Here is a 25,736-nt window from a genome sequence, read left to right as displayed (position 1 = left end):
ATCAGTCCGCCACATATTTCGTTAATTCATCCCAATGTTCCAATGCCATAGCTCCAATCCGGGGATCATACATGATGCCTAAATTCTTCTTTATTTCCTCATAGCAATATTTCAGTGAATAGGCATCCCGGTACCCCCTGTCCGAAGTCATGGCATCAATAGAATCACAGACGGAGATGATCCTGGCCCCAAGCGGAATCTCATCTCCCTTCAGTCCGTAAGGATAGCCTTTTCCGTCATACCGTTCATGATGATGAAGAACAATGTCTTTCAGTTCATTTAAATGTCGGGATTTGCTTAAAATCTGAGCACCTGTCTGGGGGTGTTTTTTCATGGAAGCCCATTCGTCGGGAGAAAGCCTGTCAGGTTTATTTAATACTGCATCAGGAACTCCGATCTTACCAATATCATGAAGATGAGCGGCAATGTGAATCCGCTCCGTTTCTTCTCTTTCAAGCTTTAAAAACCCGGAAAGGGCCAGCGCCATATCGCTGACCCTTTGAGAATGCCCCGCCGTATAGGGATCTTTGGCGTCCAGTGCACTGACGATGCATTCGATGATTTCATGATAATCAATGCCGTTTTTGCATAAACCAAAACCAGATTCATTCTTCATGTTCTTTTATACCCGCTTTACCAGTTAGCATATGCTAACTCAAAGTTAGTAGCAACCGGCATTTTCACATTCACAAGGCTTTATGGAAATTGAGGTTATTTTCTGATTATCCAAATAACCGCAGGCTGATAATCCTGCTTTTACAACAGAATTCCAGTTTTTGGCAGACAGATGAAAGGTGGTCTGATCATCCAGTATAACCGTACAGGCATCCTCCATGGAACAGCTGTCGGAATAAGCGATCTTATACATGTTCTTTCTGCTGATCGCCCCGATTTCCTCCAGGACATTTACCATACGATAAACAGTTGCAGCACCGATACTCTCATCAACTCTTGAAGCTTTATAATAGATTTCTTTACAGCTGGAGCATTCATGCTCCAGAATAATATCTAATAGTGTGAGGCGCTGCTTTGTGATTCTGCAGCCCTTTCCCTTCAGTCTTTCAATAATAAGCTCCTTCTGCATCTTGGTTCTGTGATAGCTTCTGGAGTCAGCTGTTTTTCTCTTTTCACTGATGTTTGTGTGCATTTCCATTTTGGCACCTCCGTTTAGAAGTATAATATAGTATGAAAACCAGATATCACCCGTTAGTGGCAATGTCCTCCGCAGTCTTTGCACTGCCCGCCGCACTGAATGGATTTTCCGTTTTTCTTATCTCGAATCATGCTTCTTATAATCATTGCCACCACTCCGATGACAACTGCCGATACTGCTAATGTTCCCATATAATACCTCCTGATATCTTGAGCCTGCATAAATAATGCAGGCTCTATTCTGATTGCCGGATTATTTAGCACCGGCGACACTTGTTAATTTTACTTTTGATCCGCTTTTTTCTTTTAAAGGTCTGACAAGCAGATAGATGAAACCTGCAATCAGTGCAAATGCCACTACGGTAAAGAATCCAAAGGAACCGGTAGTTATTAAGGTTCCTACCTGATAGACGCAAAGCGCTACTACATAAGCCAGAAGCGTCTGATATCCCACTGCAAACCAGAACCATCTGGCATTATTCATCTCCCGTTTGATGGCTCCCATTGCAGCAAAACATGGTGCACAGAGAAGATTGAATACAAGGAAGGAATAAGCAGCAACTGCTGTCATACTGCCTGCAAGAGTACCCCAGATCTCTGAACCGTCTTCTGCAACTTCTGCAAAGCCGTAGAGAATACCGAAGGTCCCAACTACGTTTTCTTTTGCTACCAGTCCGGTGATGGCTGCTACTGCAGACTTCCAGTCTCCCCAGCCAAGAGGAATAAAGAGCCAGCTGATTGCGCTTCCCATCTTTGCAAGAATACTGTGATCAAGTTCCATCGCTTCCAGCATTCTAAACTGGCCGTCTACCCAGCCGAAATAGGAAGTAAACCATACAACGATGGTAGATAATAAAATGATTGTTCCTGCTTTCTTAATAAAGGACCAGCCGCGTTCCCACATACTTCTTAAAACATTTCCTGCTGTAGGCATATGGTAAGCCGGGAGCTCCATAACGAAAGGCGCCGGATCACCAGCAAACATCTTGGTCTTCTTTAAAATGATACCGGAACAGATAATTGCTGCAATTCCCACAAAATAAGCACTTGGTGCAACCCAGGAAGCTCCGCCAAAAAGTGCACCTGCAATCAGTGCGATAATCGGAAGCTTGGCACCGCAGGGAATAAAGGTTGTTGTCATAATCGTCATCTTACGGTCACGATCATTTTCAATGGTACGGGAAGCCATAACTCCAGGTACGCCGCATCCGGTACCGATCAGCATCGGAATAAAGGATTTACCGGAAAGACCAAATTTACGGAAGATACGGTCCATGATAAATGCTACGCGGGCCATATAGCCGCAGCTTTCCAAAAATGCAAGGAAGATAAAGAGTACCAGCATCTGAGGTACAAAACCTAAAACTGCTCCTACACCAGCTACGATTCCATCAAGAATCAAACCCTGGAGCCAGTCTGCGCATCCAACTGCAGTTAATATACCTCCCACTACTGCAGGTACACCTGGAACATCAATACCAAAGAAACTGAAGCCTTCGCCGAAAAGCCCGTCATTGGCCCAGTCAGTGGCCCATGTACCAACGGTTGTAACAGAAACATAGTATACAAGAAACATCACAGCTGCAAAGATCGGCAGAGCCAGGAACCGGTTGGTAACGATCCGGTCAATCTTATCTGATACGGTCAGGCCGTTCTTTTTATTCCTTGTAAAACACTGGTCAATGATGGAGGAAATATACACATACCGCTCATTTGTTATAATACTCTCTGTATCATCATCCAGTTCACGCTCAATCCTTGTGATCTCTTCTGTCACATCAGGCACACGTTTCATCTGAGTCTGGATTTTTTCATCCTTTTCCAGCAGCTTAATGGCAAAGAAGCGCTTCTGTTCTTCGGGTATGTCACTGCCCAGTTTCTCTTCAATGGAATCCAGAACCGATTCTACTTCAACTGCAAATTTATGTACAGGCGGTTTGCTGTTCTTCTGGGATGCAAGAGCCACTGCTTTTTCAGCGGCTTTCTGAATTCCAGTTCCCTTAAGCGCGGATATCTCCACTACTTCACAGCCAAGCTTTTCACTTAATTTGTTTATATGAATCTTATCCCCGCTCTTTTCCACGATGTCCATCATGTTGACTGCCATGATAACAGGAATTCCAAGCTCCATAAGCTGGGTGGATAAGTATAGATTTCGTTCTATGTTGGTACCGTCCACGATATTCAAAATCGCATCAGGCCGTTCTCCGATTAAATAATTTCTCGCCACCACTTCTTCCAGTGTGTAGGGAGAGAGAGAATAAATACCCGGAAGATCCATGATAATTACATCTTTATGGCCTTTTAACTTTCCTTCTTTTTTCTCTACGGTAACGCCCGGCCAGTTCCCCACAAACTGATTTGATCCCGTCAGTGCATTAAACAACGTCGTCTTACCGCAGTTGGGATTACCTGCTAATGCAATTTTAATTGACATACTCTACCTCTTTCTGCCTGTCAGCAATTGATTTGTCTCGTATTAGTCTTACCTAACTAATATGTAAAAAAAATTACTCCACAATGATCATTTCTGCATCCGCTTTTCGCAAAGACAGCTCATAACCTCTGACGGTTACTTCAACCGGATCACCAAGAGGAGCTACCTTTCTCACAAAAATATCAACACCTTTTGTGATTCCCATATCCATAATTCTTCTTTTAACGGGACCTTCTCCGCTTAATTTGGTTACCTTCACGGTTTTACCGCATGGAATCTCCTTTAATGTCATCGCCTTTTCTCCTTTTTATTCCACCATGATTTTATTAGCCATATCTTTGCCTATGGCGACTCTGGAATCTTTTACGTTAACAATCATGTTTCCGCTTATTTCAGAAACAACAGTCACAATTCCGCCGGTAACAAAACCCAGGTTTTCCAGAAAACGTCTTGTCTCTTCTTTGCCGCCGATTTTACGAATTACGTTAGGCTCTCCTGCTTTCACCATTGTTAAAGGCATCATGTATCATCTTCTTTCATTTTATTATTGATAATCATTCCCATTTCTCATCAGTTAGTATAATCTAACTTTTGTTCGTTGTCAAGCTTTTTATTAAAATATTTTTGCCATTATGATCACATCTTTCCCACTCAGCAAAAATTCAAGGAGATACAACCGTGATGGCGTATCTCCTCGTCAATGGTAACTTATTTTCTTATTTTCATTAGTTTCTCATTTACTTCTTTTACTTTACTCTCATCAAAGGCACTGCTTCTCCGGTTAATCAGCTTAAACAGCTCATAATGAACCCTCTTTTCAAATGTGGGGTCCTCCCAGAGCCTGGGCAGATCGTCTTTTAAGATCTTCCAGGCATCCGGATTTTCCTTTAAAGCTCCGACTGTATCCCATAGGGAATAGTAAAGATCCTGAGATAATTCCTCACTTTCATCAAGAAACCAGTTTTTAACATTAAAACCAGGATTCGGGTCAATATAGGTAAATTCCTGTACCGGCTCCTGGACCTTTTTTAATATTATTTCATCATGAAGTCCTCCGCATACCGCTTCAATCCGGTTTTCTCCATCCAAAAGACTAATGCCTTTAAATATGAATATGCGTTCTCCCGTTAATTCTCCCACAGATTTTCCATTCACATACAGTCCAACTTTGGATTGATTGGAGTATACTTTTATTTCAACTGTTTTCTGCCAGCGCCTGTCATATCGCCTTCCTGTCACATGAACAAAAGGTTCACTGCTCCAGCATGCCTTATAATAATAAAAAGCATCCTTCTTTATGGACCGGTCATAGCTTACCAGTCCTTTGGCATTCTTCCCTTTCGTGCCTCCCTCATCCCGGATTGCACTGCCAAAATCGAACATATTCCAGATTACACTTCCCCACAGCCATGGATTATTTTCAAAAATCCCATATGCTTTTTCATGGAAAAGACACTGATACTCTTCTGAATAATCTTTTCGTTTCGGAGCATCACTGTGAAAGCCAAGATTACAATCCACTCCATATTCGGAAATACCAAGGCAGACATCAGGATTTTCTTTCCTAAATCTATCAAAGAAATCCTGGTAGTCCTGAATTTCTCCATAGTACCAGCCATAGTATAAATTATATCCCACTATATCAGTTATCCGGTTCATCTTACTTTCCGGTTCCACATTTTTTAAATTTGCGCAGGCGGTCAGCCTGGTTCCATCTAACTCCCTGGCAAGCACGTTCAGTTTCTCCACAGTTTCATACATATATGAATTCTCGCCAAACATGGCAATTTCATTTTGTATTCCCCAGAAAAAAACCGATGGATGATGGCAGTTTTGAAGAATTAGTTCCGTTAATTGCTGACATGCATTTTCAAACAGTTTTTTGTTATCGGTCAGACTCAGCAATGGAATTTCACTCCAGACTACAAAACCATCTCTGTCACACATATCATAAATATAAGGAGCATGAGGATAGTGGGTAAGACGGATCATATCGGCTCCCATCTGGCGGATCAGTGCAAAATCTTCCTCCCGGTCTTTTCTCTCAACTGCATTGCCGCAGCCTTCCCTGTCCTGGTGAATTCCAACTCCATGAAGGCGGATGTGCTCCCCATTTAAATACATTCCTCCATCCGCAGTCATTTTAAAATACCGGAATCCGCAGGTCAGCTCTATCTCATCATAATCCTGTCCGCCTGCAGACAAGACTGCCTGCAGACGATACAGAGCCGGGCTTTTCATGCCATTCCACAGCACAGGATCTGATATGGTAAATCTGTTCCATTTATCTGATGCCGGCACGGTTTGTTTCAATACCAGATTTCCAGATGGATCATAAAGAGAGTAGGTTACAGTTTCACACCCCTTTTCCTTTATAAATGCTTCCAGAGTAAGAACGCCTTCCGCCTCTCCATTCATTTCCGTCAGAAGCTTAATTCCGGGAGAACCATAATGAAGCAGATCAAAATGGATCTTTGGTACTGCAATAACATTTACCTCCCTGTATATGCCGCCGAACATGGTGAAGTCTCCCATGAGAGGAGAGACATCTTCCGTCTGCCGGTTATCCACCAATACGGTAAGAAGATTTTTTCCATCCCAACGGAAATGGTTCGTAATGTCAAATCGGAAAGTGGAATATCCGCCTCTGTGGGTTCCTATGAATTCCTGATTTAAATATACGGTACAAACGATATTGGCTCCCAGGAATTCAAGATAAAGTTCATTTCCCTTAAGCTCCCTGTCCAGCACAAGCTCCTTCGTATAAGCATAAGTTCCCCTATGATAGTCTTGATTTGTGCCGACATTCCAGGTATGGGGCAGACAGACTGGTTCTCCCTGCATGGAGAACGCCTCTGGAACTTCTTTATACGTTTCAAAAAACCAGTCCTGATTGATTGGCAGAGTAATCCGCGGCATATGCCCACCTCCTGATTGATAAATTTATGTAATACATTTAAGCCTTTTCTTGCCGCTCCCTTAAAAGCGCTTTTTTCTCTGCACGTTTAAACCATGGGTACCAGAGAATCGGGGAAACGATAAGCTGTAAAAATAACTGTAGGAGTATAATAGAGAAACTTCCTCCTACCATCGCATGAAATCCCAGAGGCAGACCGAAAATAGGCTGAACTCCTGAGCATCGTGCTACGATACCGATTTTAGTAAGAAAATAAGCAATACAAAGGTTGATCGAATTGTTTGTAACAAACGGAATAAAAAAATCAAAATTAAATACAAGAGGTGTACCAAAAATTACAGGTTCGGTAATTCCAAATAATGCAGGAATGAATGCAACTTTACCCAACTGTCTGTACTGTTCACTTTTGGAACGAAGCATCCAGAAAACCAATCCCAATGCAGAACCTCCCCAGCAGACAATACTAAAAAATCCGTTACCAACAATGTTAGGAAGAGGCATTCCTGCTGCAAGTGCTGTCATATTTTCTGTATCAAGTGCCAGACGGAACGGCGTCACGATAGGACTGACTATATTAGTTCCATGAATACCAAAGAACCAGAGAATCTGCATCAGAAAGCTGGTTAATATGGTTGCCGGCAGTGTACCTCCAATTCCCTGTATGGGCTTTTGTATAATAGAATATATACACTGATGCAGGGAACCAAACGGAGTTGCAACAAAAATCCGGTTCACAATAATAAAGAGAAATCCTACTGTAAAGCAGGGCAGTAAAGAGTCAAATGTCTTGGTTACCATGGGAGGAACGCTGTCAGGCATTTTAATGGTCCAGTTATGCTGACGGAAAATCACAAATATTCTGCCTACCAAAAGTCCTACTATCATAGCTGTAAAAACGCCCTGTGCCCCTAACCAGGTGGTAGGAATTGCCCCTGTCCCATCTGCAGTTTTGCTTAAAGGCGTGATAATCAGAAAACACATTAAAGACAGCGCACCTGCCATGGAACCATCTTCATCCGGCAGCATTCTGTTTACTAAATTTCTGGCAATTAGTACCGTAACGTAAAGAGCCAGAGCACCGATTGTAACAGAATTCACTACTGCTAAAATAGGTGTTATTCCGGTTTTTAACAGAAAATCCTTTACTGCCTGAATGGGAAATGCCAATAAGAGCACTGCTACTGATCCAACCATAACCGGACCGAGTGTTGCCATCATGGTTGTGGAAATAGTCTGCAGATATTTGTTTTCACCAATTTTATTAATTACCGGACTGATACGGCCAAATAAGGCGGTAACTTTGTTTTTTATATTCTCCATACTCTTCTCCTTTTGATTATTCCGATTTGTCCAGCAGCTGAAGGGCAGTATCCAAAACTTTTTCTCCGTTCATCATACCGTAATCCATCATATTAATCACACTGATTTTAATTCCTTTTGCCCCATATTCGCGTACAATCTCATCATAAAGATAGTTGATCTGAGGACCCAGTAACAGTACATCGGTGGGCTTTTTATAGGAGGCAAATGCAGTTGATGCCATTGCGTTGATCTCAACCTCAATATTTTTCTTTTTTGCTGCATCCTTCATTTTGTTCACCATTATACTTGTTGAAAGTCCGCCAGCACAAATTAAAGTAATGTATATCATAGTAACCTCCTAATTATTTTTAGAATAAAAGATACGATACATTTCTACCATTTTTACCGCAATATCATAAGCCAGCATTGCTGTCATCAAATGATCCTGACCATGAACCATTAAAAGGTCAGGTTTTTCTCCATCCTCACCCATATTTTCCTGGATTAATTGAGTCTGAAACTGATGAGCTTTTAACAGCGCTTCATTGCTTTCTTTTAAAAGCTGATCTGCAAGATCCATCTGATTATCCTTTGCAGCATCTATCGCCTTTAACGCCTTTCCTCTTCCGTCACCTCCATTGACAACCAAATTCATAATAACTTCTTCTTGGTTAAACTGTCCCATCAATAATGATTCCTCCTAAAACAAATGTCGTGGTTTTATTTTCATATGAATTATAATTCTGAAACAAGCTGATTACCAGCCATTAAAATACCATATTGAATATGGAAAACTATTCAATATGGTATTATCTCTGCCTTAATAAATTCATCAGCACTTCATATTCAGGATTTTTTATTAAGTATTTTACTGCTTCCGCTTTCAGGATTAATTTCGTGGTATCCTCATAAAATTTATTTAAATCAGAATCTTCTTTCGTACCAACCGATATGAGAAAAATCACCTGTACTTCATATTTGGTCCATAGAACTGGTTTTTCCAGGATTGCAATATAGACCAGTGTTTCTTCAGTCATTGTCTTATACGGGTGAGGCATGGCAATAAAATTTCCAAAATCAGTCTGGGCCAGCCCCTCTCGTTTTAAGACTGCCTCATAAAAGCCCTCAGGAAGCTTCCTCTGTTTTTCGATTCTGTCACATAAATTTTTTAAGATATCCTCCTTGTTGTTTCCTTCGATTCCAACAAAAAATGCACCTTTTTTATAATATTTACAGAGATATCTTTTTTCTCCTGTCTCAAATAATTCCCGGACAGCCGCCTTGTCGGTATCTCCCAGAAAAAGCCCTACTTCCAGAACCGGCTTAGGTACATAGACAGCAATGGAAACTGTGGTCAATACAAACGATACTTTAGAGAAATCGAATGATTTTAATTCTGTTAAATCACAAACATAAATCTCATTGAGATATTCTCCAAATTCTTTTTTATATTTATAAGCCAGCAGTCTGGAGCTTCCTTTCCCTGAGCTGCAGACAATCAATATATTTGTTTTCTGGATCTTTACATTCTGCTCAATCGCAAGTGCAAAAATTAAAGCCAGATAACCGATTTCACTTTCTGATATCTTTTTTTTGTAATGCTCGGCAAGAACTGTGGATGCATGGGCTGCTATGGTATAGGCCATGATATATTTACTTTTAATTTCATCAAGCAGCGGATTCTTAGACTGTATATCATATTTAATTCTGATATCCAATGGCACCATATGCTGGTTAAGCATCATACGAATCTCAAAATTAACTCTGAAATCCATTTTAAACTGATTATTAACCGACTCCAGCATCTGCATTGTAAGATAATCAATTTCTTCTTTAATTACAAAATTGGTCTCATCACAAGAAACCTTTCCGATCATTCTCTTTCCCTTTAAATAAATTTCGATATAGACGATCTCTGATTCTCTGCTTTCCAGATTTTCCAGCTTTGCCAGAACCTCCATCAGCTCATTGGCAAATTCCCACTCCTTCACTGCAAAATTATTGATATCATTTCTTTCAAATGAAACATATTTGCCTCTTTTCATTCGCAGCAGAGCTACATATATCTGTTCAAGGAAGGTCTCCAATGCTGTTTCCGAAAGATAGATGTCATATTTCTGAAGCATAGGTATGACAATATCTGCAATGTTTTTTATTTTATCACCCTTATACTTATCATTAATGATATTCAGTTTATTTCTTTTAACAAAAAAATCACCAATACATCTCCTGCAGTCAAATTCTTCTCCAACTATCCTGATGCCATAATTAGGCTTCCGCTCGATATTCAGATTATATTGTTCCAGAATACATTCTACTTCTTTTATTGTATTCTGCATGGTTGGTCTGGACACAAATAAAAAACTGCATAAATCATCCAATTTTATATACCCATTATAATTCAGCAGATAAGCCAACAAATAGTTTATTCTGTCTGCCACTGTATCAGGAATATTGATATGCGGTCTGCTTTTTAAAAACTCATCTAATCTATTGTTTTCTTTTAACGATAACAGATATCCATATCGTGGTTTTGATTCAATTGAAAAACCATATTGAACTGCAGTATCATTGATTTCCTTAATTCGCATGCGGATCGTTTTTGTACTTACTTTAAAACGATCCGCCAGGGTTTCTGCTGTTATATAAGAACCAGAAGAAAAAGCCTGCAATATATCATAGATTTCTACCATTGAAACGCCCTCCTTACTAAAACCAGTATATATTTTCATATAAGTAAACTCCAAATATATTTTTACCACATTGATTTTAGCAGAATTCTGCAATAGTTTTATTTATCTACCAGATTTTTACCCTCTTATCTGGAGCCACATACATGGCGTCACCTTCTTTTATTTCCGGATACGTTTTATAAAATGCATCTGTGGCACTAAGCACTCCATTGACCCTGACCTTTGCCGGAGAGTGGGGATCCGTATTCAGACGGTCAATCATCGCTTCCGGAGTATACTTGGATGCCCAGATTGTTGCATACTGGCGGAATAACAGATTCAAATCGCTGCCCTTTTCACCTGCAATTGCCGTAATGCATGCCATGGATCCCAGATCTGCGATGTTCTCATTTAAGGTCTGTGCACCATTTACTTTTCTCCCCTGAAATCCATCCATTCCGCTATAATATTCTTCCACCTCTTTGGCCAGCTCCTGAAATTTTTCCCGGTCTTCCTTTGTCCACCATACATGATAATTTCCATTATCATCGTAAAGAGAACCGGAAGAATCGAATGCATGGCTTACCTCATGAGCCATCACCATTCCGATTCCGCCCAAATTAGAGGCGAAGTCTGCTTTTGGATCATAAAACGGAGGCTGGAGAATAGCGGCCGGAAACACAATCTCATTGGCAGTGGGGTTGTAATACGCATTTACAGTCTGGGGCGTCATGCCCCACTGCCCTTTGTCCACTGGTTCCTTATATTTCTTTTTATTCACCTCATTCTGCGCTTTCAGCAGAGAGAGCATATTATCAATTAAGTTTCCCCCCTCTTCTGCCGATACCACCCTGGCGTCCTTATAATCATCGGGCCATTTGTCTGGATAACCCACCTTCAGATTCATATGCTCCAGCTTTCTTATGGCCAAAGCTTTGGTTTCATCGCTCATCCAGGTGAGATTTTCAATCTGTTTTTTATAGGAGGCAAGAATCAGGCGAATCATGGACTCAATGTCCTTTTTATCCGATTTGGAAAAGCATTTCTCTACATAAAGCTTTCCAAATTCAAATCCCAGAGTGTTCTGTGTCAATTCACTTGCCAGCTTTTCGTCTGTTTTTCTATCTTTGATTCCCTTTCTTAAATTATTCCATTCCAGATAGGTATCTCTGATTTCAGGTGTCAGACTGGGGGCAAAATCGTTCACCAGACAAAATAACGTATACTGTTTCAAAAGAGGGAGTGATTCCGGATTTAAATATCCGCCGATTTTTTTCATCTGATCTACCTGAACCACAATGTATTCATCCTGTTCATTAAGGTCTGCTGCTTTTAAAAAGGTCTCCATGGTTCCTTCTGGAAACAGTTTCTTTAATTCTTCACTGGTATACGGATTATATATGACTTCAGGGTCTCCCTGTTTGCTAAGAGAAAGTGCACTTCCGGCCAGATCCTTCTGTAATTTTAGTATGCCGTCTGCAGCCTGATCCGCTTCTTCTTTCTTCATTCCCGTATATTCCATAATCCGTGATATATAATTGCGGTAATGGTTCATCAGTTCTTCCTGGTCGGAATCCTCTAAGGTCTCTTTTCCAGGTCCAAGATCTGCACCATCAAAATACAGGGCATAGCGGGTAGAATTACTCATATCCTCAGACCACTGGGGCAGAATGATACTGCTCACCCCCAGATCATTATAAATTTTTCCTGCCTGTTTAAGATACTCCTCTATAGTAGAGGTACGGCTGATCCCATCCATATAAACAGCAAGTCCGCCAAATCCGGCAGCCCGCCTTCCATCCATATCCATTCCTGTCAGATAGAGATCGGCTATTTTTTGTTCCAGAGACCCTTCTTTTTCATTTTTCCTGTTACTCACAGAATCATGGAGCACTTCATTTAGAATATTATAAGCCTCTCTGTCCAGCTTATAAAACTGGCTCCAGCCGCTTGCATCACCTGGAATTTTAATGCTGTCCAGCATCTGCCCATTAACGAAATCATAATAATCATCTTCCAGACGTACATGGTTTGCTTCCCCTGCAGAAGCCTTTCCCGTTCCACTGGCAGGCTTCGCCTGTGTCTGCTCTTCTTCCGGTTTCGGATCTGTTTTACTTTTGCAGCCGGTAAACGCCAGAGTCAGAACTATCATTGCCGCCAGTATTCTGAAAAAAACTTTTTTCATGAAATCTACCTCTCCTTGCCTTAACGATATATTTTCTGCACCAAAAAAGGAAGCGGATTTCTCCACTTCCCATCTGCTCATTCTTTATTATGCTTAAACTTCGTCAGAATATACAGGTGCATCCTCTGCAGCTGCTTCGTCCTGACCCTGAAGTGCTTTGATGCTTAAGCTGATCTTCTTGTCATCCTCGTTGAAATCAACGACCTTTGCTTCGATTTCCTGACCAATTGCCAGTACATCTGCAGGTTTTTCCACATGATCTCTGGAAATCTGGGAAACATGAAGCAGAGCATCTACGCCTGGCTCCAGCTCAACGAATGCGCCGAAATCAGTCATACGTGCTACTTTACCGTTCACAACATTGCCCACTGCATACTTTTCAGATGCATCTTTCCATGGGTTTGTCTCCGGGAATTTTAAACTGAGGGCAATCTTGTCGCCATTGATGTCTTTGATTAAGACTTTTACTTTCTCACCAGCTTTGAACGCTTTTTTCGGGCTTTCTACTCTTCCCCAGCTCATCTCTGAAATATGAAGTAAACCATCGGCTCCGCCAAGGTCGATAAATGCACCGAAATCGGTTACATTCTTGATTGTACCTTCTACTACATCGCCTGCATGGATCTTATCGAATAATTCTTTCTGAAGCTCGGCTCTCTTAGCAACCATAATCTGCTTTCTGTCACCGATAATTCTTCTTCTCTTAGGATTAAATTCTGTGATAATGAACTCAATTGCCTTGTCTGCATACTTGGTTAAATCCTTCTCATAAGTATCGGATACCAGGCTTGCAGGAATGAAGACTCTTGCGCCCTCTACAACCACACTTAAACCACCGTCAAGTACCTGTGCAACTTTTGCGGTAAGTACTTCGTGGTTTTCAAATGCTTCTTCCAGTCTCTTATTGCCTCTGTCTGCTGCTAACCGCTTGTAGGATAAAGCAACCTGACCCTCACCGTCGTTTACCTTAGTGACTTTCGCTTCCATCTCTTCGCCAACCTGTACAACGGTTGTAAGATTTAAATTCTGGTCATCCGTGTACTCGCTACGCGGGATGATGCCGTCAGACTTGTACCCTATATTCAAGACGATTTCATCTTCTTTTACGTCGATGACTTTACCAGTGACGATCTCTCCTGTACGTATGGTTTTCAATGATTCCTCTAACATTTGTTCAAAACTTAACTCTGACATTAGTATGAACCTCCTCGATAATATGATTCGGGGTTGAAGCCCCGGCTGTAATACCTACGCTGCGCACAGAATTTACACAATCAGGATCTAAATCACCTAGTGTCTGGATATAGTAAGTATTCTTACATTCCCTTCGGCATATCTCGTACAGCTTCTGGGTATTGGAACTGCTTTTTCCGCCAATGACAATCATGGCATCCACTTCTGAAGCTATCCGCTTTGCTTCCACCTGTCTTTCCTGTGTTGCATTGCAAATCGTATTTAAAACAAGTATATCATACCGCGTTTCAGAAATTTTTTCAACTAAATCTTGAAATTTCTTGTAATTAAATGTCGTCTGTGATACAATACACAGCCTCTCTCCCTCTGTGAGCGGTAAAGTTTCCACTTGCTCGGGTGTTTCCACTACTAAAGTATTGGCATTTCCCCAGCCTTTAATACCTTCTACTTCCGGGTGCGATTCATTGCCTATTATAATCAGACGTCTGCCCTCTCTATTCTGCTCCTGGGCGATTTTGTGAATTTTTCTCACATAAGGACAGGTTGCATCAATGATTTCAATCCCGTTTTCTTCCATGATCTCGTAAATGCGCTTTCCGGCTCCATGAGACCGGATCACCACAACTGCGTCGTGGATCTTCTTTAAATCTTCTTCATTATCAATTACTTTTACACCCTTTTCCTCTAAATCCTTTACAACCTCTTCATTGTGGATGATGGGACCATACGTATAAATCGGCTTGTCGTTCCGTTTCAGCTGTTCGTACACCTGATCTACGGCACGCTTCACTCCGAAGCAGAATCCGGCGGATTTTGCTACAATTACTTCCATACATTAGCTCCTCTCTCCCAGTTTTTTTTCCTCAAACAGCAATAAAATCCGGTCGATTACCTCTTTTGCAGTCATCTCAGAGGAATCCAAAAGCACCGCATCCCCAGCCTGCTTTAATGGAGAATGTTCCCGGTTCATATCCTGGTAATCCCGTTTGATAATATCCTTTTCGATCTCATCCAGACTGCATTCGTGACCTTTCTCCTTCAGTTCCAGGTACCTTCTTTCCGCCCGGACCCGGCTGCTGGCAGTTAAATAGATCTTAAGATCTGCATCAGGAAGAACACAGGTGCCAATGTCTCTGCCATCCATGATTACATTCTCCCGTGCCGCAAGCCCTTTCTGCAGCTCTACCAGTTTTTCTCTCACCGATAAATGTACAGATGCAGCAGAAGCCATGGCTCCCACTTCCTCAGTCCGGATCAGCCCTGATACATTCTCTCCATTCAGGATTACCTGCTGCACGCCGTTTTCATACACCAGTGTCACATCTGCATTCTTAACAGCGGCAGATATGGCCGCCTCATCCTGTGCAGATATGCCGTTTCTTAAAAAATGCAGTGCCATGGCGCGGTACATCGCTCCTGTATCCACGTATACAAAATTAAGTTTTTTTGCTGCAGCACGGGCAATGGTGCTCTTTCCTGCTCCAGCCGGCCCGTCGATTGCTATATTATAAACCTTTGTCATCTTTCGTCCTTCTCCTCTCCTGCCGCACTTCCTGCCGCCCAGCCAGTGGACCAGGCAATCTGAAGATTAAAGCCCCCAGTCACCGCATCAAGATCCAGCACCTCTCCTGCAAAATACAGGCCGTTTACAAGCTTGGATTCCAGAGTGGAAGGATTTACTTCCTTAACGGATATACCTCCCTGGGTGATAATGGCCTCATTGTAGCCTCTCAGTGCAGTCAGAGTCATGGTAAACGCCTTGGTTACACGAATCAGAGCCTGGCGCTCCTCCCTTGTAATCTCATTGACCTTCTTTTCCGGCGAAATTTTGCTTGCATCAATGATGACAGGAATCAGTTTGGCCGGATATAAGCTGCCCAGAGCATTTTTAAACTGCTTATTCATGGACTCCTCAAAATCTCTTAAAATTCTGGCGTCCAGCTGTTCCTCCGTCAGCGCAGGCTTTAAATCTATGGAAAGGGTAAGAGGACCTTTCTTTAGTTCCTTAGCCGCATAGCTGCTGGCACTTAAAAGAACAGGGCCGCTGACTCCGTAGTGGGTAAACAGCATCTCTCCGAATTCCCGGTAAATAACCTTGCTGCCTTTCATAACCGTTGCTTCCACGTTACGCAGGGAAAGCCCCTGAAGTTCCTTAATCATGGGTTCTTCCACGACGAAAGGGACAAGTGCCGGAGATAACGTACTTACCGTGTGACCGGCTTCTTTTGCCAGTTCATAGCCATCTCCTGTTGATCCGGTGGTCTGATAAGAGTAACCTCCGCAGGCAATAATAACGCAGTCTCCATGGAAAGACTTCTTTCCTGAACTGTCACTGACAACAATCCCCTTCACAGCACCGTTATCAAGAATGAGTTTTTCCGCCTTTTTCCGGTAATGAATCGTAACTCCAAGTTCCAGAAGCCTGTTGTTTAATGCTTTTATGACATCAGATGCCTTATCCGATGCAGGAAAGACCCGGTTTCCCCGTTCCGTCTTTAACCGGCAGCCAAGGGTTTCTAAAAGTTCCATCATATCGAAATTGGTAAAACCGTAAAAGCTGCTGTAAAGGAATTTGGAATTGGTGACAACATTCCCGAACAGCTCCTCTGTATCACAGGCATTGGTCACATTGCACCGGCCTTTTCCCGTAATATATACTTTTTTCCCAATCTTCTCATTTTTCTCAAAAATGTGGACGGTACTGCCCTTCATGGCTGCTGCTATTCCAGCCAGCATCCCTGCAGCGCCCCCGCCCACGATTAAAACCGTATTCATGCCCTTTCCTCCTGCCTTTGTTCACTTCCTCCTACTTTACACGAAAAAGCAGGAAAACACAAGTGGTCAGGGACGATTATTCACTTCTTTTATCTTGTCTTCCAACGCTTCCACCACAGTTTTTAGAATCTTGACCCTTGCATAATACTTGCAGTTTCCTTCCACTACCACCCAGGGTGCATAGGTTGTGGAGGTACGGACCAGCATCTCATTGACCGCTGATTCATACTGATCCCATTTTTCCCTGTTTCTCCAGTCTTCTTCCGTAATTTTCCACTGCTTTAACGGATTCGCCTGACGTTCTTTAAAACGTTTTTCCTGTTCGTCTTTATCGATGTGAAGCCAGAATTTGATGACAACTGCACCTGCGTTTGCCAGGTGGCTTTCCATCTCATTGATTTCCTGGTATGCCTGCTTCCACTGGCTCTCTCTGCAGAAGCCCTCCACCCGTTCAACAAGCACTCTCCCGTACCAGGTACGGTCAAATATGGCGATATGTCCTGCTTTCGGCACATGATTCCAGAAACGCCAGAGATAATGATGAACCCGTTCAATATCATTGGGGGCAGCTGTGGGATATACTTTATATCCTCTCGGATCCAGATGACTGGTAAGCCGTTTGATGACTCCGCCTTTTCCGGCTGCATCCCAGCCTTCAAACCCCAGTACCACCGGTATCCGCAGGCGGTAAATCTGGCTGTGGAGAAATTCCAGTTTTTTCTGAAGACGGTCTATTTCCTTTTTGTACTCTTCCTTTGAAATGGACTTCGTTAAATCTACGCCGGAAAGAACGCCTGCTTTAAAGCTCTCTGAGCGGACAGGAACTTCCTTCTCCTTTGCGCCTCCGTTTAAATTCTTCTTATTTAAAGCATCCTCCAGACAGTCAGCAACACATGTCATGATCTTGGCTGCAGCATACTCTTTATCGGTTGCCTCAATAATGGTCCACGGAGCGTAATCCATATCCGTATTCTGAAGCATCTCTTCGCAGATATGCAGAAACCGGTCATATTCCGTGTTGCGCTTCCAGTCTTCCTTTGTCACTCTCCAGCTGGTTTCCTTAGAGCTTTCCAACTTTTTAAACCGCTTCTTCTGCTCTTCCCTGGAAACATAGAGAAACAGCTTGATAATTACCATCCCGTCATCGGTGAGCTGACGTTCGAAGGACTGTATGTCATGAAAGGCTCCGGACAGGTCTTCATCCGGAATCTTTCCTGCAAATCGCTCCATGGTTACCTGACGGTACCAGCTTCTGTCAAAGACTGCAATTCTTCCGTGGGCGGGAAGCTTTGTAAAAAAGCGCCAGAGAAAGGGACGCATACGCTCCTCGTCTGTTGATTTATCATTGGCATAGACATCAAAGCCTCTGGGATCAAGGGCCTGAATTAAGTGATTGATCTGAGTTCCCTTACCTGATGCTCCCATTCCCTCAAACACGATCATAACCGGAATCCCGGCTTCTTTGCACTGGCGCTGCAATAACCCCAGCTTTTCACTCTGTTCTTTTTCTGTCTTTTTGTAGGTTTCCTTATCAATTTTTTTAGATAAATCAATTTTCTCCAGCATAAACAGTCCCTCCTTATGGTTTCCGTTAAGCCTGTATCTTTTCAAACACCTTTGCAACTTCCGGCATGACCTGGCTGATTTTAATCATCTGGGGGCATTCCTTTTCACATCTGTGGCAGGTTTTGCAGCTGTCCGCTTTAATCTTAAGGCCTTCATACCCTGCTTTGGCCTCGTCCTCTCTGTGGGCAGCCGTCATATTATAGTAGGAGAATATCTCCGGGATCTCCAGTCCAAAGGGGCAGGGAACGCAGTAGCGGCAGCCGGTACAGCCAACTAAAGCCATGGAGTCAAAGATCTCCTTAGCCTTCCGGTACATGGCATGTTCTTCTTCCGATACCATACCGATATGGCTTCTGTCTGCATACAGAAGATTGTCTTCCAGCTGCTGTTCATCGCTCATTCCGCTTAAAAGCAGGCTGACTTCCGGCTGATCCCATAAAAAGTCAAGGGCATATTCCACACTGGATTTTTCTTCGCCTAACGCTTCTTTTACATGAGGAGCGGGATTGGCCAGTCTTCCGCCTAAAAGCGGCTCCATAATGACTACGGCAAGCCCTTTTTTCGCAGCCTCCTTCAGTCCTTTTAAGCCCGCCTGATGAGTTAAATCCACATAGTTATACTGAATCTGGCAGAAATCCCATCCATCATAATAATCTAGGATATCCTGAAATACATCATATGAATCATGGAAGGAAAAACCAATATATTTAATTTTTCCATCTGCTCTTGCTTTTTCCATCTTCTCTACCAGTTTCAGTTTTTTTATCTTCTCTTCAAACCGGTCTCTGCTTAAGGCATGGAGCAGATAAAAATCCACATGATCTGTCTTTAACTTGCTTAACTGTTCATCTAATACTTCTTCAAAATCTTCTTCCTTTTCAAGCTTCCATACAGGACATTTCGTTGCAAGATAAGTTTTTTCCCTATATCCTTCCTGCAGCGCTTCCCCTACTATCCTCTCGCTTTCCCCCTCATGATAGGGATAGGCAGTGTCAATGTAGTTGACTCCCTGATCAATGGCATGACGGATCATGGCAACCGCCCGCTTCTCATCTACCTGATTTTCTCCCGAAAGAGGAAGCCGCATGGCTCCGAACCCGAGTGCTGAAACTTTTATTCCTGTCTTTCCAAAATCACGATATTGCATATTCTTCCTCCGCATGATAAGATTCGCAATTGAATTAATAGCTGCTTTAATAAATATTGTATCATATTTATTTCCTGTCCAATAGTTTTTTTTACAAAATTTAAAACTTGAAGAATGTGGTTTTAAATACAGGAAAAAGGAAAAATAATCTAAAAACCAGAGAAAGATTATCTTGAAGGAATGTTTAGATTTAAGAAAGTGATGAAATAGTATAGTAAAATAAAATTTATTAGCTTTATGCTAGTCAAGACCACCCATAGTGGTTTATTATTTCACATGGATTCATCTCTCTTAAAGAGAAACTCACCCATGTTCAACAGGCTAAAGCAATAAATTAAAAAACAGATTTAAAATCTGTCAACCAGATTTTAAATCTGTTTTTTGTTATCCCAAAAATATTAAAAATTTATTCTGATACCTTATCTCTATTCCCATAACTTTCTATGCCATTGAACCTGCCAGACTTTCCTCCAAAATCAAATGTGCTGGTATCCCGTTCTCATACTTAACACTTCGTTCTCCCTGAATCAGAGGCCGTAAATACTCTATCATTTTCTCATTAACATCACAGCCACTGCCGCTTATCATTTCTCCCGGCACCTTTTTTTCCCGGTTTGCCGCTTCTCCTGAATATACGGAAGTATACTCCACAATGTAGGGATCAGATGACAGCCTTCTTATGGAAGCCATTTCCCCGTTCTTTCCATCAAGGACGCACTGCAATGCTTTTCCCCCTAGCATCCAGGCCTCCTTTAAGTCTGTTTCACTGGCAATATGGGCTGCACAGCGCTGCATCAGGTTGAGTTCTACCGTCCTCACCTTGCAGTCCAGCCTGGAACGAATCAGATTCTCCAAAATCTTTCCTGCTCCTGATATATATTTGTGGCCAAACGCATCGGTCTGTGCCGTCTGTACCTGTTCTGAGATATAGCAGCCGTATTCATCCTTTAATCCCTCACTGACTGCTATGAGAAATGACTTTTTCCGGGCCATAACCCGTTTCATGTCTACAAGAAACCGTTCCATGGAAAATGATGTCTCGCACAGATAAATTAACTCAGGACCAGGTCCGCCGTTAATCCTTGACAGAGCGGATGCGGCAGCAAGCCATCCCGCATTTCTCCCCATTATTTCTACGATAGTCACTCCCGGAACTGGATAAACGGATATGTCCCGTTCCAACTCCGCCACTGTTGCAGCAACATATTTGGCTGCCGAACCAAAACCGGGGCAGTGATCTGTTCCTTCCAGATCGTTATCAATGGTCTTTGGCACACCTGCTATCAGAATATCTTCAATTTCTTTCTCTTTTAAATATTCCGACATTTTAAAAACCGTGTCCATGGAGTCATTTCCTCCAATATAGATAAAATAAGATATATGGTGCTTTCTTAAAATCCCCACCAGTTTCTCGTATTCTTCTTCATTCTCTCTCCATGGCTTTAAGGAGTAACGGCAGGAACCAAGCAGCGAAGCGGGAGTCTGACACAGCAGCGAGGACTCTTTTGAACTTTTAAGCACTTTTTTCAAATCCACGAACCGCTCGTTTAACACCCCCTGTATTCCATAAAAAGCCCCCAGTATTCCATCTACCCGGCTGCTTACACAGGCGGCTTCCGCCACTCCTGCCAGGCTTGAATTAATGACTGCAGTTGGGCCTCCTGACTGGGCGATCAAAAGATTTTTCATAAAAGCTCCTATCTGATATAGATCTTATCTCTTGTTACATTCTGTACGATGAGTTTCATAACAGGCATAAAATAATCCTGAAAACTTTCCTTCGGAAGAATCAGCGCTTCCCCTTTATTTACATAAAACACAATATCTTTTGGAGTTGATACCGCCTTCTCTACCTGGCTCCAGGAATAGGAATTCTCCACTCCCGCATTCCGCCTTGAAAATCCCTCGTCAAAGAAGGTATACACGGTCTTCGCTCTGTAACAGGAAGCTGCAATCATCTTTTTTGATTTTAAGTACAAAGAAAGAGGAGTGCATGACAAGAACAAAAAACCCGCTCCTACATATAACAGAGCATTCTGCAGTCCAATGCGGTCGGCTCCCAGTAAAATTCCTCCGGCTACAATCACCGCAAGTCCCAGGACATTTACAAGAAAACCGGAAAGCCTGGAATAAGTATGGAACAGCAGCAGATCATAAATATGTTCCGCCCTCATAGTCACCTCAATTTTCATAATGTACCCTCTTTTTTTAATTTACTTTTTCAGCTGCCCAGCCTTCCAGCGAATAGATACCCTTTTTCTGTTTTCTCATCATATTATCAAAAAAGGCAACTATAAATGGGCAAAGGAACAGAGTGATAATCGAAGCGGTGGCACACTGGGCAGTTGCCATATCAGTATACTGTGCCATGGAAGGATCTGCTTCCGCTACTGCTGCCGGAGTCATGGCGGAGTTAAGTGCCGTTGTACCAATAGCCGCGCCCATGGCATTTCTCTCCTTTTTCGGAAGAATCATGTTAAAGATCAGGAAAAAGATGACTGCTGTGGCAGCTGATATCAGCCCCAGGACAATGCCGGAAGCTCCTGCTGTTATAATCGTTTTAATGTCCGTTTTCGCTCCTATGGAAATGGTCATGAAAAAAGTAATAATCGGCTGGGCCGTTGCACAGACACGGCGGAATTCCTTATCAATATTTCCCCATACAAAGCCGATCAGGATCGGAATAATCGTTGCAATCAAGCTGTTAAGAGGGATGGAAGCCAGACCGGTTGCCCCTAGGGCGATAAGTGTGAAAAACGGCCCGTCATTTAAAGACAATACTGAGATAGCACCTGTATCCGTCGCATTGCCGAACTGAGAGGATAAGGATATATATAAGGAACCGTTGGAGTTGGTGATTGCGGCGATCCATACAAATGGAGCAATACCTAAAAATCCATTGACTCCGCACAGTTTTCCCACCAGTAAACCAACTAAAACACCAAGCAAAAATTTCATTCCTGTTAAGGTGACACCTTTATAAAGAGGCATGCCAACCTGGTTGATGTTGATGGAAGAACCGCAGACAATTAAGAATAATCCCATCATTGCTGCATTTCCCTGATAAAATAAAGCCGTTACATAACCGCCGATCTGAAATGCCTGCGGAACAAATGTTGCAATTAAAACAGCTATCACTAATGGTATGATGACAAGGCCCCCCGGCATTTTCTTCATCCTGTTTAATAAATTGAAATCTAGTTCCTTTTTTTCTTCATGATTGACACCCATTACGTTAAATACCTCCATCCATCAGATTATGGTTTTCCTGCCTTCTCCAGATACTCTTTTTCATATTCCATGATCCGTTCCACTTTAGGTCCGGAACCGCCGCCTGAAAATTCACAGGACAGCCAGATATCCACCAGGCACTTGGCAAGCTCCACACCGATCACCCGTTCCCCCATACACATGATCTGTGCATCATTGCTTTTTCTTGCCCGCTCTGCAGAAAACGGATCGTGGCACACTGCCGCTCTGATTCCCGGTACCTTGTTGGCTGTAATTGCCATGCCGATACCAGTTCCGCAAACCAGAATTCCTCTTTCAAATTTCCCTCTTGCGACCGCTTCTGCTGCTTTGACTGCAATATCCGGATACAGTACCGTTTCCCCCTCGTCTGCTCCGAAATCCTGATACTCCACTCCTTTCTCATCCAAATGCTTCATAATTTCTGCTTTCAGCCGGTAAGCGGCTTCATCACATCCAATTGCTATTTTCATGTTCCTGCCTCCTGAATTTATCTTCTGCCTGCTTCCAAAAACAGGCGTTCCACTACATCAACTGCGGTCTGGTCGTTTCCCGTAAGCCCCCCTTTTCCTATAATGGGCAGCCCTTCGTAGTTTCCTGAAAGCCGTCCTACATCCGTCTGTGCAATTACGTAGTCCAGGACTTCTATGGATTCCACGCCCAGCTGGTAACATACATTCACCATAGTATCTCCCCCGGTAGTATACAGTCCGGCGATTTTTTCCCTTCCCGCATCTTTAAGAACAGCAGAAACAATCATTCCGAGCCCTGCGTTAATCCGGTTGGCACTCATTCCGTCGGTATAGTTTCGCCTTGCATCTTCCTGCGAAAGATTTAAAAGTTCCCCGTGCAATGCAGTTTCTAAAAGAATTGCTCTGGGAAGACGCTCTGTTTTAAGATATCCAAGGGCTGCTCCGGCAGCTCTTTTAACTTCCGCCAGTCCCTCTTCCCCGCCTTCGATTAACAGCACGGGATCTACCGCAATCCGCTTTACTCTTTCATCCTGGCAGAGAACCTCCATCTGCCTTTTTGTGACAGGTGTAGCGCTGCCTGCGGCAACGAGAACTGTTTTATTTATATCCGTTAAGTCCGTTTCAGGCAAGTTCGGCTCTTCCTGGCAGATCAGTTTCCTACAATATGCCAGTTTTGCCGTAAACGCCCCCGGATCAACCGCTACCACATTCCACTCCAACTCCACGCAGGCCTTTGCAACAGTTTCAACATCAGACAGGGTAATACTGTCCACAACAATAATTTTGCTGCCTTCCAGCCGTTCTCTTATAAGCTCTTTCTTCACTTCTTCCGGACCTTTCAATACCGCATCCAGTTTTATCAGTCCCACCTGTCTTCTGGTCTGCTTTTCCAAAAGGCGGGGGATATAATTTTCATGTACAGGCGTCCGGACATCCTGCGCCACAGGAGTCTGTATTAAAGCCGCACCATCGATAATGGAAAAGCCTCCTACCAGAATCCTTCTTGATTGGGGCATAGCAGGAACAACCACTGCTACAGCCGTTTCATCCATGCAGTCCAGCATTGCATCAATTTCTGTACCAACGCCTCCCCGCATTGTAGTATCAATTCGTTTGGAAAAATATTTTACACCCATTCTCTTAAGTGTCATGGTTGCTGAACGAACTTTTTCGTAGGCTTCCTCCGGCGGAAGCGCTCTGCTGTTGCTGCTCACCAGTATGGCGTCCAACCGCTGTGCCCCTCTGGCATTCTCCGCGGCCTCTTCATTAAAGAAAACTGCTGTTTTTGCCTTTGATCTGGCAAGAAGAACACCTGTTGTGGTTGCGCCTGTCAGATCATCTGCTACCGCTCCTATTACCGGCATACCTTCTCCTCCTGTCTGATAACTTATGCTTTGCCGTTTTTCTTTCCTTTCATTAAAGCAGCATATTCCGATACAACTCTGGTAGATTCAATAAGGCTCACTGCATTGGCCGTCCCTTTTCCTGCAATATCAAATGCAGTTCCATGATCCACGGAACTTCTGATAAAAGGCAGACCAAAGGTTAGTGTTACCGATTTTTCAAAATCCAGTGTCTTGCATGCAATGTGTCCCTGATCGTGATACAAAGAAAGTATGGCATCATAGCAGCCCGATTTCCCGATGTGGAAGACTGAGTCTGCGGGACAGGGGCCTAAAGCATTAATTCCGGCTTTCTTTGCTTCCTCCACAGCCGGAATCAGTTCATCAATCTCCTCTCTTCCAAACAGTCCGTTGTCACCACCATGGGGATTTAAAGCTGCAACGGCTATACGGGGCTTTTCAATTCCGATTTTCCTTAGCTCTTTGTCAATATTAACCACATACTCCAGAATCCGTTCTTTTGTGGCATAATGGCAGGCATCCACCAGGGACATATGCCGGCTTACAAAAAACACACGCAGCTTGTGACAGGAAAACATGGTAAGGGCATAAGGGGAATGAGTCTGATTCTCATAAATCTCCGTATGACCTGGTTCCTTAACACCTGCAAGCTTAATTGCTCCTTTATGTATGGGTGCAGTGGATACTGCGTCAATCCGGCCGGACATGCCAAGTTCAATGGATTTCATAATCCAGTCGATGCTCATCCTTCCCGCGAGAACCTGAACCTCCCCCCATACAATGGAATCCGTGTCATAATTGCCTGTTTCCAAAACATCAACGGTTCCCGGTTCAAATAATGCCTCTTCGGGATCTGTGATTTTTCGGCACTTCAGTTCCTTATTCAAGACCCGGGCCGCTTTCTTAAGTATTTCAATGCTGCCTATTACAAATGGTCGGCAGCATTCATGAATCTCCTGCGCCAGCATGGTCATAACAATTGTTTCAGGCCCTATCCCCGCAGGATCTCCCATTGTAATTGCTGTGACCGGTTTGAATTTCGTCTCTTTCATACTGATCTCCTGTTTCGTTTTTTCTTTGTTTACTTTCGTTTAATTTTTTATTTTTATTTTTATCTCAAGGAAATAATACATCTTTTTTGAGTTATTTACAATATGCATTTGCATTTTTTCTCTTTTTACTATTTTTAATCCTGTGTTTTTGTGCATTTTGCTATATTTTGTTTTTAATGCAAATAATATTATTTTGTTTTTGCTTTCGTTTTATATTGATTTTATTTTGTTTTTATTTTAAACTATTATTA

General features: G+C 42.8%; 24 protein-coding genes. All 24 read right to left on the bottom strand.

The genetic code is table 11. The annotated features are described in order from the left end of the window. Position 1: 1 nt before the first annotated feature. Entirely contained in the window at positions 2–616 is a 615-nt protein-coding gene (locus DS742_RS23330) for an HD-GYP domain-containing protein (RefSeq protein ID WP_117419361.1), read from the bottom strand. A gap of 45 nt (positions 617–661) precedes the next feature. Further along, positions 662–1,153: a transcriptional repressor gene (locus tag DS742_RS23325; protein WP_117419360.1), complete on the bottom strand. Its 492-nt coding sequence runs from the start codon at positions 1,151–1,153 to the stop codon at positions 662–664. Between the two features lie 53 nt (positions 1,154–1,206). After that, entirely contained in the window at positions 1,207–1,344 is a 138-nt protein-coding gene (locus tag DS742_RS23320) for a FeoB-associated Cys-rich membrane protein (protein WP_117419359.1), read from the bottom strand. 61 nt (positions 1,345–1,405) lie between these two features. Continuing rightward, positions 1,406–3,589 (bottom strand): ferrous iron transport protein B, encoded by a 2,184-nt coding sequence (feoB, locus tag DS742_RS23315; RefSeq protein WP_117419358.1) that lies wholly within the window; start codon positions 3,587–3,589, stop codon positions 1,406–1,408. Between the two features lie 73 nt (positions 3,590–3,662). Next, positions 3,663–3,881 carry a FeoA family protein gene (locus DS742_RS23310; RefSeq protein ID WP_104436552.1) on the bottom strand — a complete coding sequence of 73 codons (219 nt, stop codon included), beginning with the start codon at positions 3,879–3,881 and terminating at the stop codon, positions 3,663–3,665. 15 nt (positions 3,882–3,896) lie between these two features. Next, a complete protein-coding gene (locus tag DS742_RS23305; RefSeq protein ID WP_117419357.1) occupies positions 3,897–4,112 on the bottom strand; it encodes a FeoA family protein in 216 nt (71 codons plus the stop codon). Between the two features lie 185 nt (positions 4,113–4,297). Continuing rightward, entirely contained in the window at positions 4,298–6,508 is a 2,211-nt protein-coding gene (locus DS742_RS23300; RefSeq protein ID WP_117419356.1) for a glycoside hydrolase family 2 protein, read from the bottom strand. Positions 6,509–6,545: 37 nt separating this feature from the next. Then, complete coding sequence (locus DS742_RS23295; RefSeq protein WP_205692791.1) at positions 6,546–7,826, bottom strand: PTS sugar transporter subunit IIC; 1,281 nt, start codon at positions 7,824–7,826, stop codon at positions 6,546–6,548. Positions 7,827–7,842: 16 nt separating this feature from the next. After that, the gene (locus DS742_RS23290; protein WP_117419355.1) at positions 7,843–8,157 is read right to left on the bottom strand and encodes a PTS sugar transporter subunit IIB; all 315 of its coding nucleotides are present in this window, start codon (positions 8,155–8,157) and stop codon (positions 7,843–7,845) included. Between the two features lie 9 nt (positions 8,158–8,166). After that, complete coding sequence (locus DS742_RS23285; RefSeq protein ID WP_117419354.1) at positions 8,167–8,493, bottom strand: PTS lactose/cellobiose transporter subunit IIA; 327 nt, start codon at positions 8,491–8,493, stop codon at positions 8,167–8,169. Between the two features lie 124 nt (positions 8,494–8,617). Continuing rightward, positions 8,618–10,501, bottom strand: a complete 1,884-nt coding sequence (locus DS742_RS23280; RefSeq protein ID WP_170313558.1) for a BglG family transcription antiterminator — start codon at positions 10,499–10,501, stop codon at positions 8,618–8,620. Between the two features lie 106 nt (positions 10,502–10,607). Further along, positions 10,608–12,665, bottom strand: a complete 2,058-nt coding sequence (locus DS742_RS23275) for a M13 family metallopeptidase (RefSeq protein ID WP_117419352.1) — start codon at positions 12,663–12,665, stop codon at positions 10,608–10,610. Between the two features lie 93 nt (positions 12,666–12,758). After that, on the bottom strand, positions 12,759–13,859 hold the full coding sequence (rpsA, locus tag DS742_RS23270; protein ID WP_117419351.1) for a 30S ribosomal protein S1: 1,101 nt from the start codon (positions 13,857–13,859) through the stop codon (positions 12,759–12,761). Continuing rightward, positions 13,840–14,691: a 4-hydroxy-3-methylbut-2-enyl diphosphate reductase gene (ispH, locus tag DS742_RS23265; protein WP_117419350.1), complete on the bottom strand. Its 852-nt coding sequence runs from the start codon at positions 14,689–14,691 to the stop codon at positions 13,840–13,842. Before ispH ends, rpsA begins: the two co-directional genes overlap by 20 nt. A 3-nt stretch (positions 14,692–14,694) precedes the next feature. Beyond that, positions 14,695–15,381: a (d)CMP kinase gene (gene cmk / locus DS742_RS23260; protein WP_117419349.1), complete on the bottom strand. Its 687-nt coding sequence runs from the start codon at positions 15,379–15,381 to the stop codon at positions 14,695–14,697. Then, positions 15,378–16,634 carry a BaiN/RdsA family NAD(P)/FAD-dependent oxidoreductase gene (locus DS742_RS23255; RefSeq protein ID WP_117419348.1) on the bottom strand — a complete coding sequence of 419 codons (1,257 nt, stop codon included), beginning with the start codon at positions 16,632–16,634 and terminating at the stop codon, positions 15,378–15,380. Before DS742_RS23255 ends, cmk begins: the two co-directional genes overlap by 4 nt. Before the next feature lie 66 nt (positions 16,635–16,700). Then, complete coding sequence (gene pap, locus DS742_RS23250) at positions 16,701–18,200, bottom strand: polyphosphate:AMP phosphotransferase (RefSeq protein ID WP_117419347.1); 1,500 nt, start codon at positions 18,198–18,200, stop codon at positions 16,701–16,703. Between the two features lie 25 nt (positions 18,201–18,225). After that, the gene (locus DS742_RS23245) at positions 18,226–19,347 is read right to left on the bottom strand and encodes an aldo/keto reductase (RefSeq protein WP_117419346.1); all 1,122 of its coding nucleotides are present in this window, start codon (positions 19,345–19,347) and stop codon (positions 18,226–18,228) included. 441 nt (positions 19,348–19,788) lie between these two features. Beyond that, entirely contained in the window at positions 19,789–21,036 is a 1,248-nt protein-coding gene (locus DS742_RS23240; protein ID WP_117419345.1) for a 6-phosphofructokinase, read from the bottom strand. Positions 21,037–21,044: 8 nt separating this feature from the next. Further along, positions 21,045–21,539 (bottom strand): YcxB family protein, encoded by a 495-nt coding sequence (locus tag DS742_RS23235; RefSeq protein ID WP_117419344.1) that lies wholly within the window; start codon positions 21,537–21,539, stop codon positions 21,045–21,047. A gap of 16 nt (positions 21,540–21,555) precedes the next feature. Further along, the gene (locus tag DS742_RS23230; RefSeq protein WP_117419343.1) at positions 21,556–22,578 is read right to left on the bottom strand and encodes a 2-keto-3-deoxygluconate permease; all 1,023 of its coding nucleotides are present in this window, start codon (positions 22,576–22,578) and stop codon (positions 21,556–21,558) included. Positions 22,579–22,604: 26 nt separating this feature from the next. Then, the gene (gene rpiB, locus DS742_RS23225; RefSeq protein ID WP_117419342.1) at positions 22,605–23,069 is read right to left on the bottom strand and encodes a ribose 5-phosphate isomerase B; all 465 of its coding nucleotides are present in this window, start codon (positions 23,067–23,069) and stop codon (positions 22,605–22,607) included. Positions 23,070–23,086: 17 nt separating this feature from the next. Continuing rightward, positions 23,087–24,433, bottom strand: coding sequence for a four-carbon acid sugar kinase family protein (locus DS742_RS23220; RefSeq protein WP_117419341.1), 1,347 nt, complete (start codon positions 24,431–24,433; stop codon positions 23,087–23,089). A 23-nt stretch (positions 24,434–24,456) separates the two neighbouring features. Next, entirely contained in the window at positions 24,457–25,485 is a 1,029-nt protein-coding gene (gene pdxA, locus DS742_RS23215; RefSeq protein WP_117419340.1) for a 4-hydroxythreonine-4-phosphate dehydrogenase PdxA, read from the bottom strand. Positions 25,486–25,736 lie beyond the last annotated feature (251 nt).

The sequence above is a fragment of the Lacrimispora amygdalina genome, from assembly GCF_003432035.1.
GTDB lineage: Bacteria > Bacillota > Clostridia > Lachnospirales > Lachnospiraceae > Lacrimispora > Lacrimispora amygdalina.
The sequence above is the reverse complement of the archived record's forward strand: the minus strand, read 5'-3'. Positions and strand labels throughout refer to the sequence as shown.

Excerpts from the sequence above, each read along its gene's own strand:
- DS742_RS23330 (WP_117419361.1), bottom strand. The coding sequence starts at position 616 with ATGAAGAATGAATCTGGTTTTGGTTTATGCAAAAACGGCATTGATTAT.
- DS742_RS23325 (WP_117419360.1), bottom strand. The coding sequence starts at position 1,153 with ATGGAAATGCACACAAACATCAGTGAAAAGAGAAAAACAGCTGACTCC.
- DS742_RS23320 (WP_117419359.1), bottom strand. The coding sequence starts at position 1,344 with ATGGGAACATTAGCAGTATCGGCAGTTGTCATCGGAGTGGTGGCAATG.
- feoB (WP_117419358.1), bottom strand. The coding sequence starts at position 3,589 with ATGTCAATTAAAATTGCATTAGCAGGTAATCCCAACTGCGGTAAGACG.
- DS742_RS23310 (WP_104436552.1), bottom strand. The coding sequence starts at position 3,881 with ATGACATTAAAGGAGATTCCATGCGGTAAAACCGTGAAGGTAACCAAA.
- DS742_RS23305 (WP_117419357.1), bottom strand. The coding sequence starts at position 4,112 with ATGATGCCTTTAACAATGGTGAAAGCAGGAGAGCCTAACGTAATTCGT.
- DS742_RS23300 (WP_117419356.1), bottom strand. The coding sequence starts at position 6,508 with ATGCCGCGGATTACTCTGCCAATCAATCAGGACTGGTTTTTTGAAACG.
- DS742_RS23295 (WP_205692791.1), bottom strand. The coding sequence starts at position 7,826 with ATGGAGAATATAAAAAACAAAGTTACCGCCTTATTTGGCCGTATCAGT.
- DS742_RS23290 (WP_117419355.1), bottom strand. The coding sequence starts at position 8,157 with ATGATATACATTACTTTAATTTGTGCTGGCGGACTTTCAACAAGTATA.
- DS742_RS23285 (WP_117419354.1), bottom strand. The coding sequence starts at position 8,493 with ATGGGACAGTTTAACCAAGAAGAAGTTATTATGAATTTGGTTGTCAAT.
- DS742_RS23280 (WP_170313558.1), bottom strand. The coding sequence starts at position 10,501 with ATGGTAGAAATCTATGATATATTGCAGGCTTTTTCTTCTGGTTCTTAT.
- DS742_RS23275 (WP_117419352.1), bottom strand. The coding sequence starts at position 12,665 with ATGAAAAAAGTTTTTTTCAGAATACTGGCGGCAATGATAGTTCTGACT.
- rpsA (WP_117419351.1), bottom strand. The coding sequence starts at position 13,859 with ATGTCAGAGTTAAGTTTTGAACAAATGTTAGAGGAATCATTGAAAACC.
- ispH (WP_117419350.1), bottom strand. The coding sequence starts at position 14,691 with ATGGAAGTAATTGTAGCAAAATCCGCCGGATTCTGCTTCGGAGTGAAG.
- cmk (WP_117419349.1), bottom strand. The coding sequence starts at position 15,381 with ATGACAAAGGTTTATAATATAGCAATCGACGGGCCGGCTGGAGCAGGA.
- DS742_RS23255 (WP_117419348.1), bottom strand. The coding sequence starts at position 16,634 with ATGAATACGGTTTTAATCGTGGGCGGGGGCGCTGCAGGGATGCTGGCT.
- pap (WP_117419347.1), bottom strand. The coding sequence starts at position 18,200 with ATGCTGGAGAAAATTGATTTATCTAAAAAAATTGATAAGGAAACCTAC.
- DS742_RS23245 (WP_117419346.1), bottom strand. The coding sequence starts at position 19,347 with ATGCAATATCGTGATTTTGGAAAGACAGGAATAAAAGTTTCAGCACTC.
- DS742_RS23240 (WP_117419345.1), bottom strand. The coding sequence starts at position 21,036 with ATGAAAAATCTTTTGATCGCCCAGTCAGGAGGCCCAACTGCAGTCATT.
- DS742_RS23235 (WP_117419344.1), bottom strand. The coding sequence starts at position 21,539 with ATGAAAATTGAGGTGACTATGAGGGCGGAACATATTTATGATCTGCTG.
- DS742_RS23230 (WP_117419343.1), bottom strand. The coding sequence starts at position 22,578 with ATGGGTGTCAATCATGAAGAAAAAAAGGAACTAGATTTCAATTTATTA.
- rpiB (WP_117419342.1), bottom strand. The coding sequence starts at position 23,069 with ATGAAAATAGCAATTGGATGTGATGAAGCCGCTTACCGGCTGAAAGCA.
- DS742_RS23220 (WP_117419341.1), bottom strand. The coding sequence starts at position 24,433 with ATGCCGGTAATAGGAGCGGTAGCAGATGATCTGACAGGCGCAACCACA.
- pdxA (WP_117419340.1), bottom strand. The coding sequence starts at position 25,485 with ATGAAAGAGACGAAATTCAAACCGGTCACAGCAATTACAATGGGAGAT.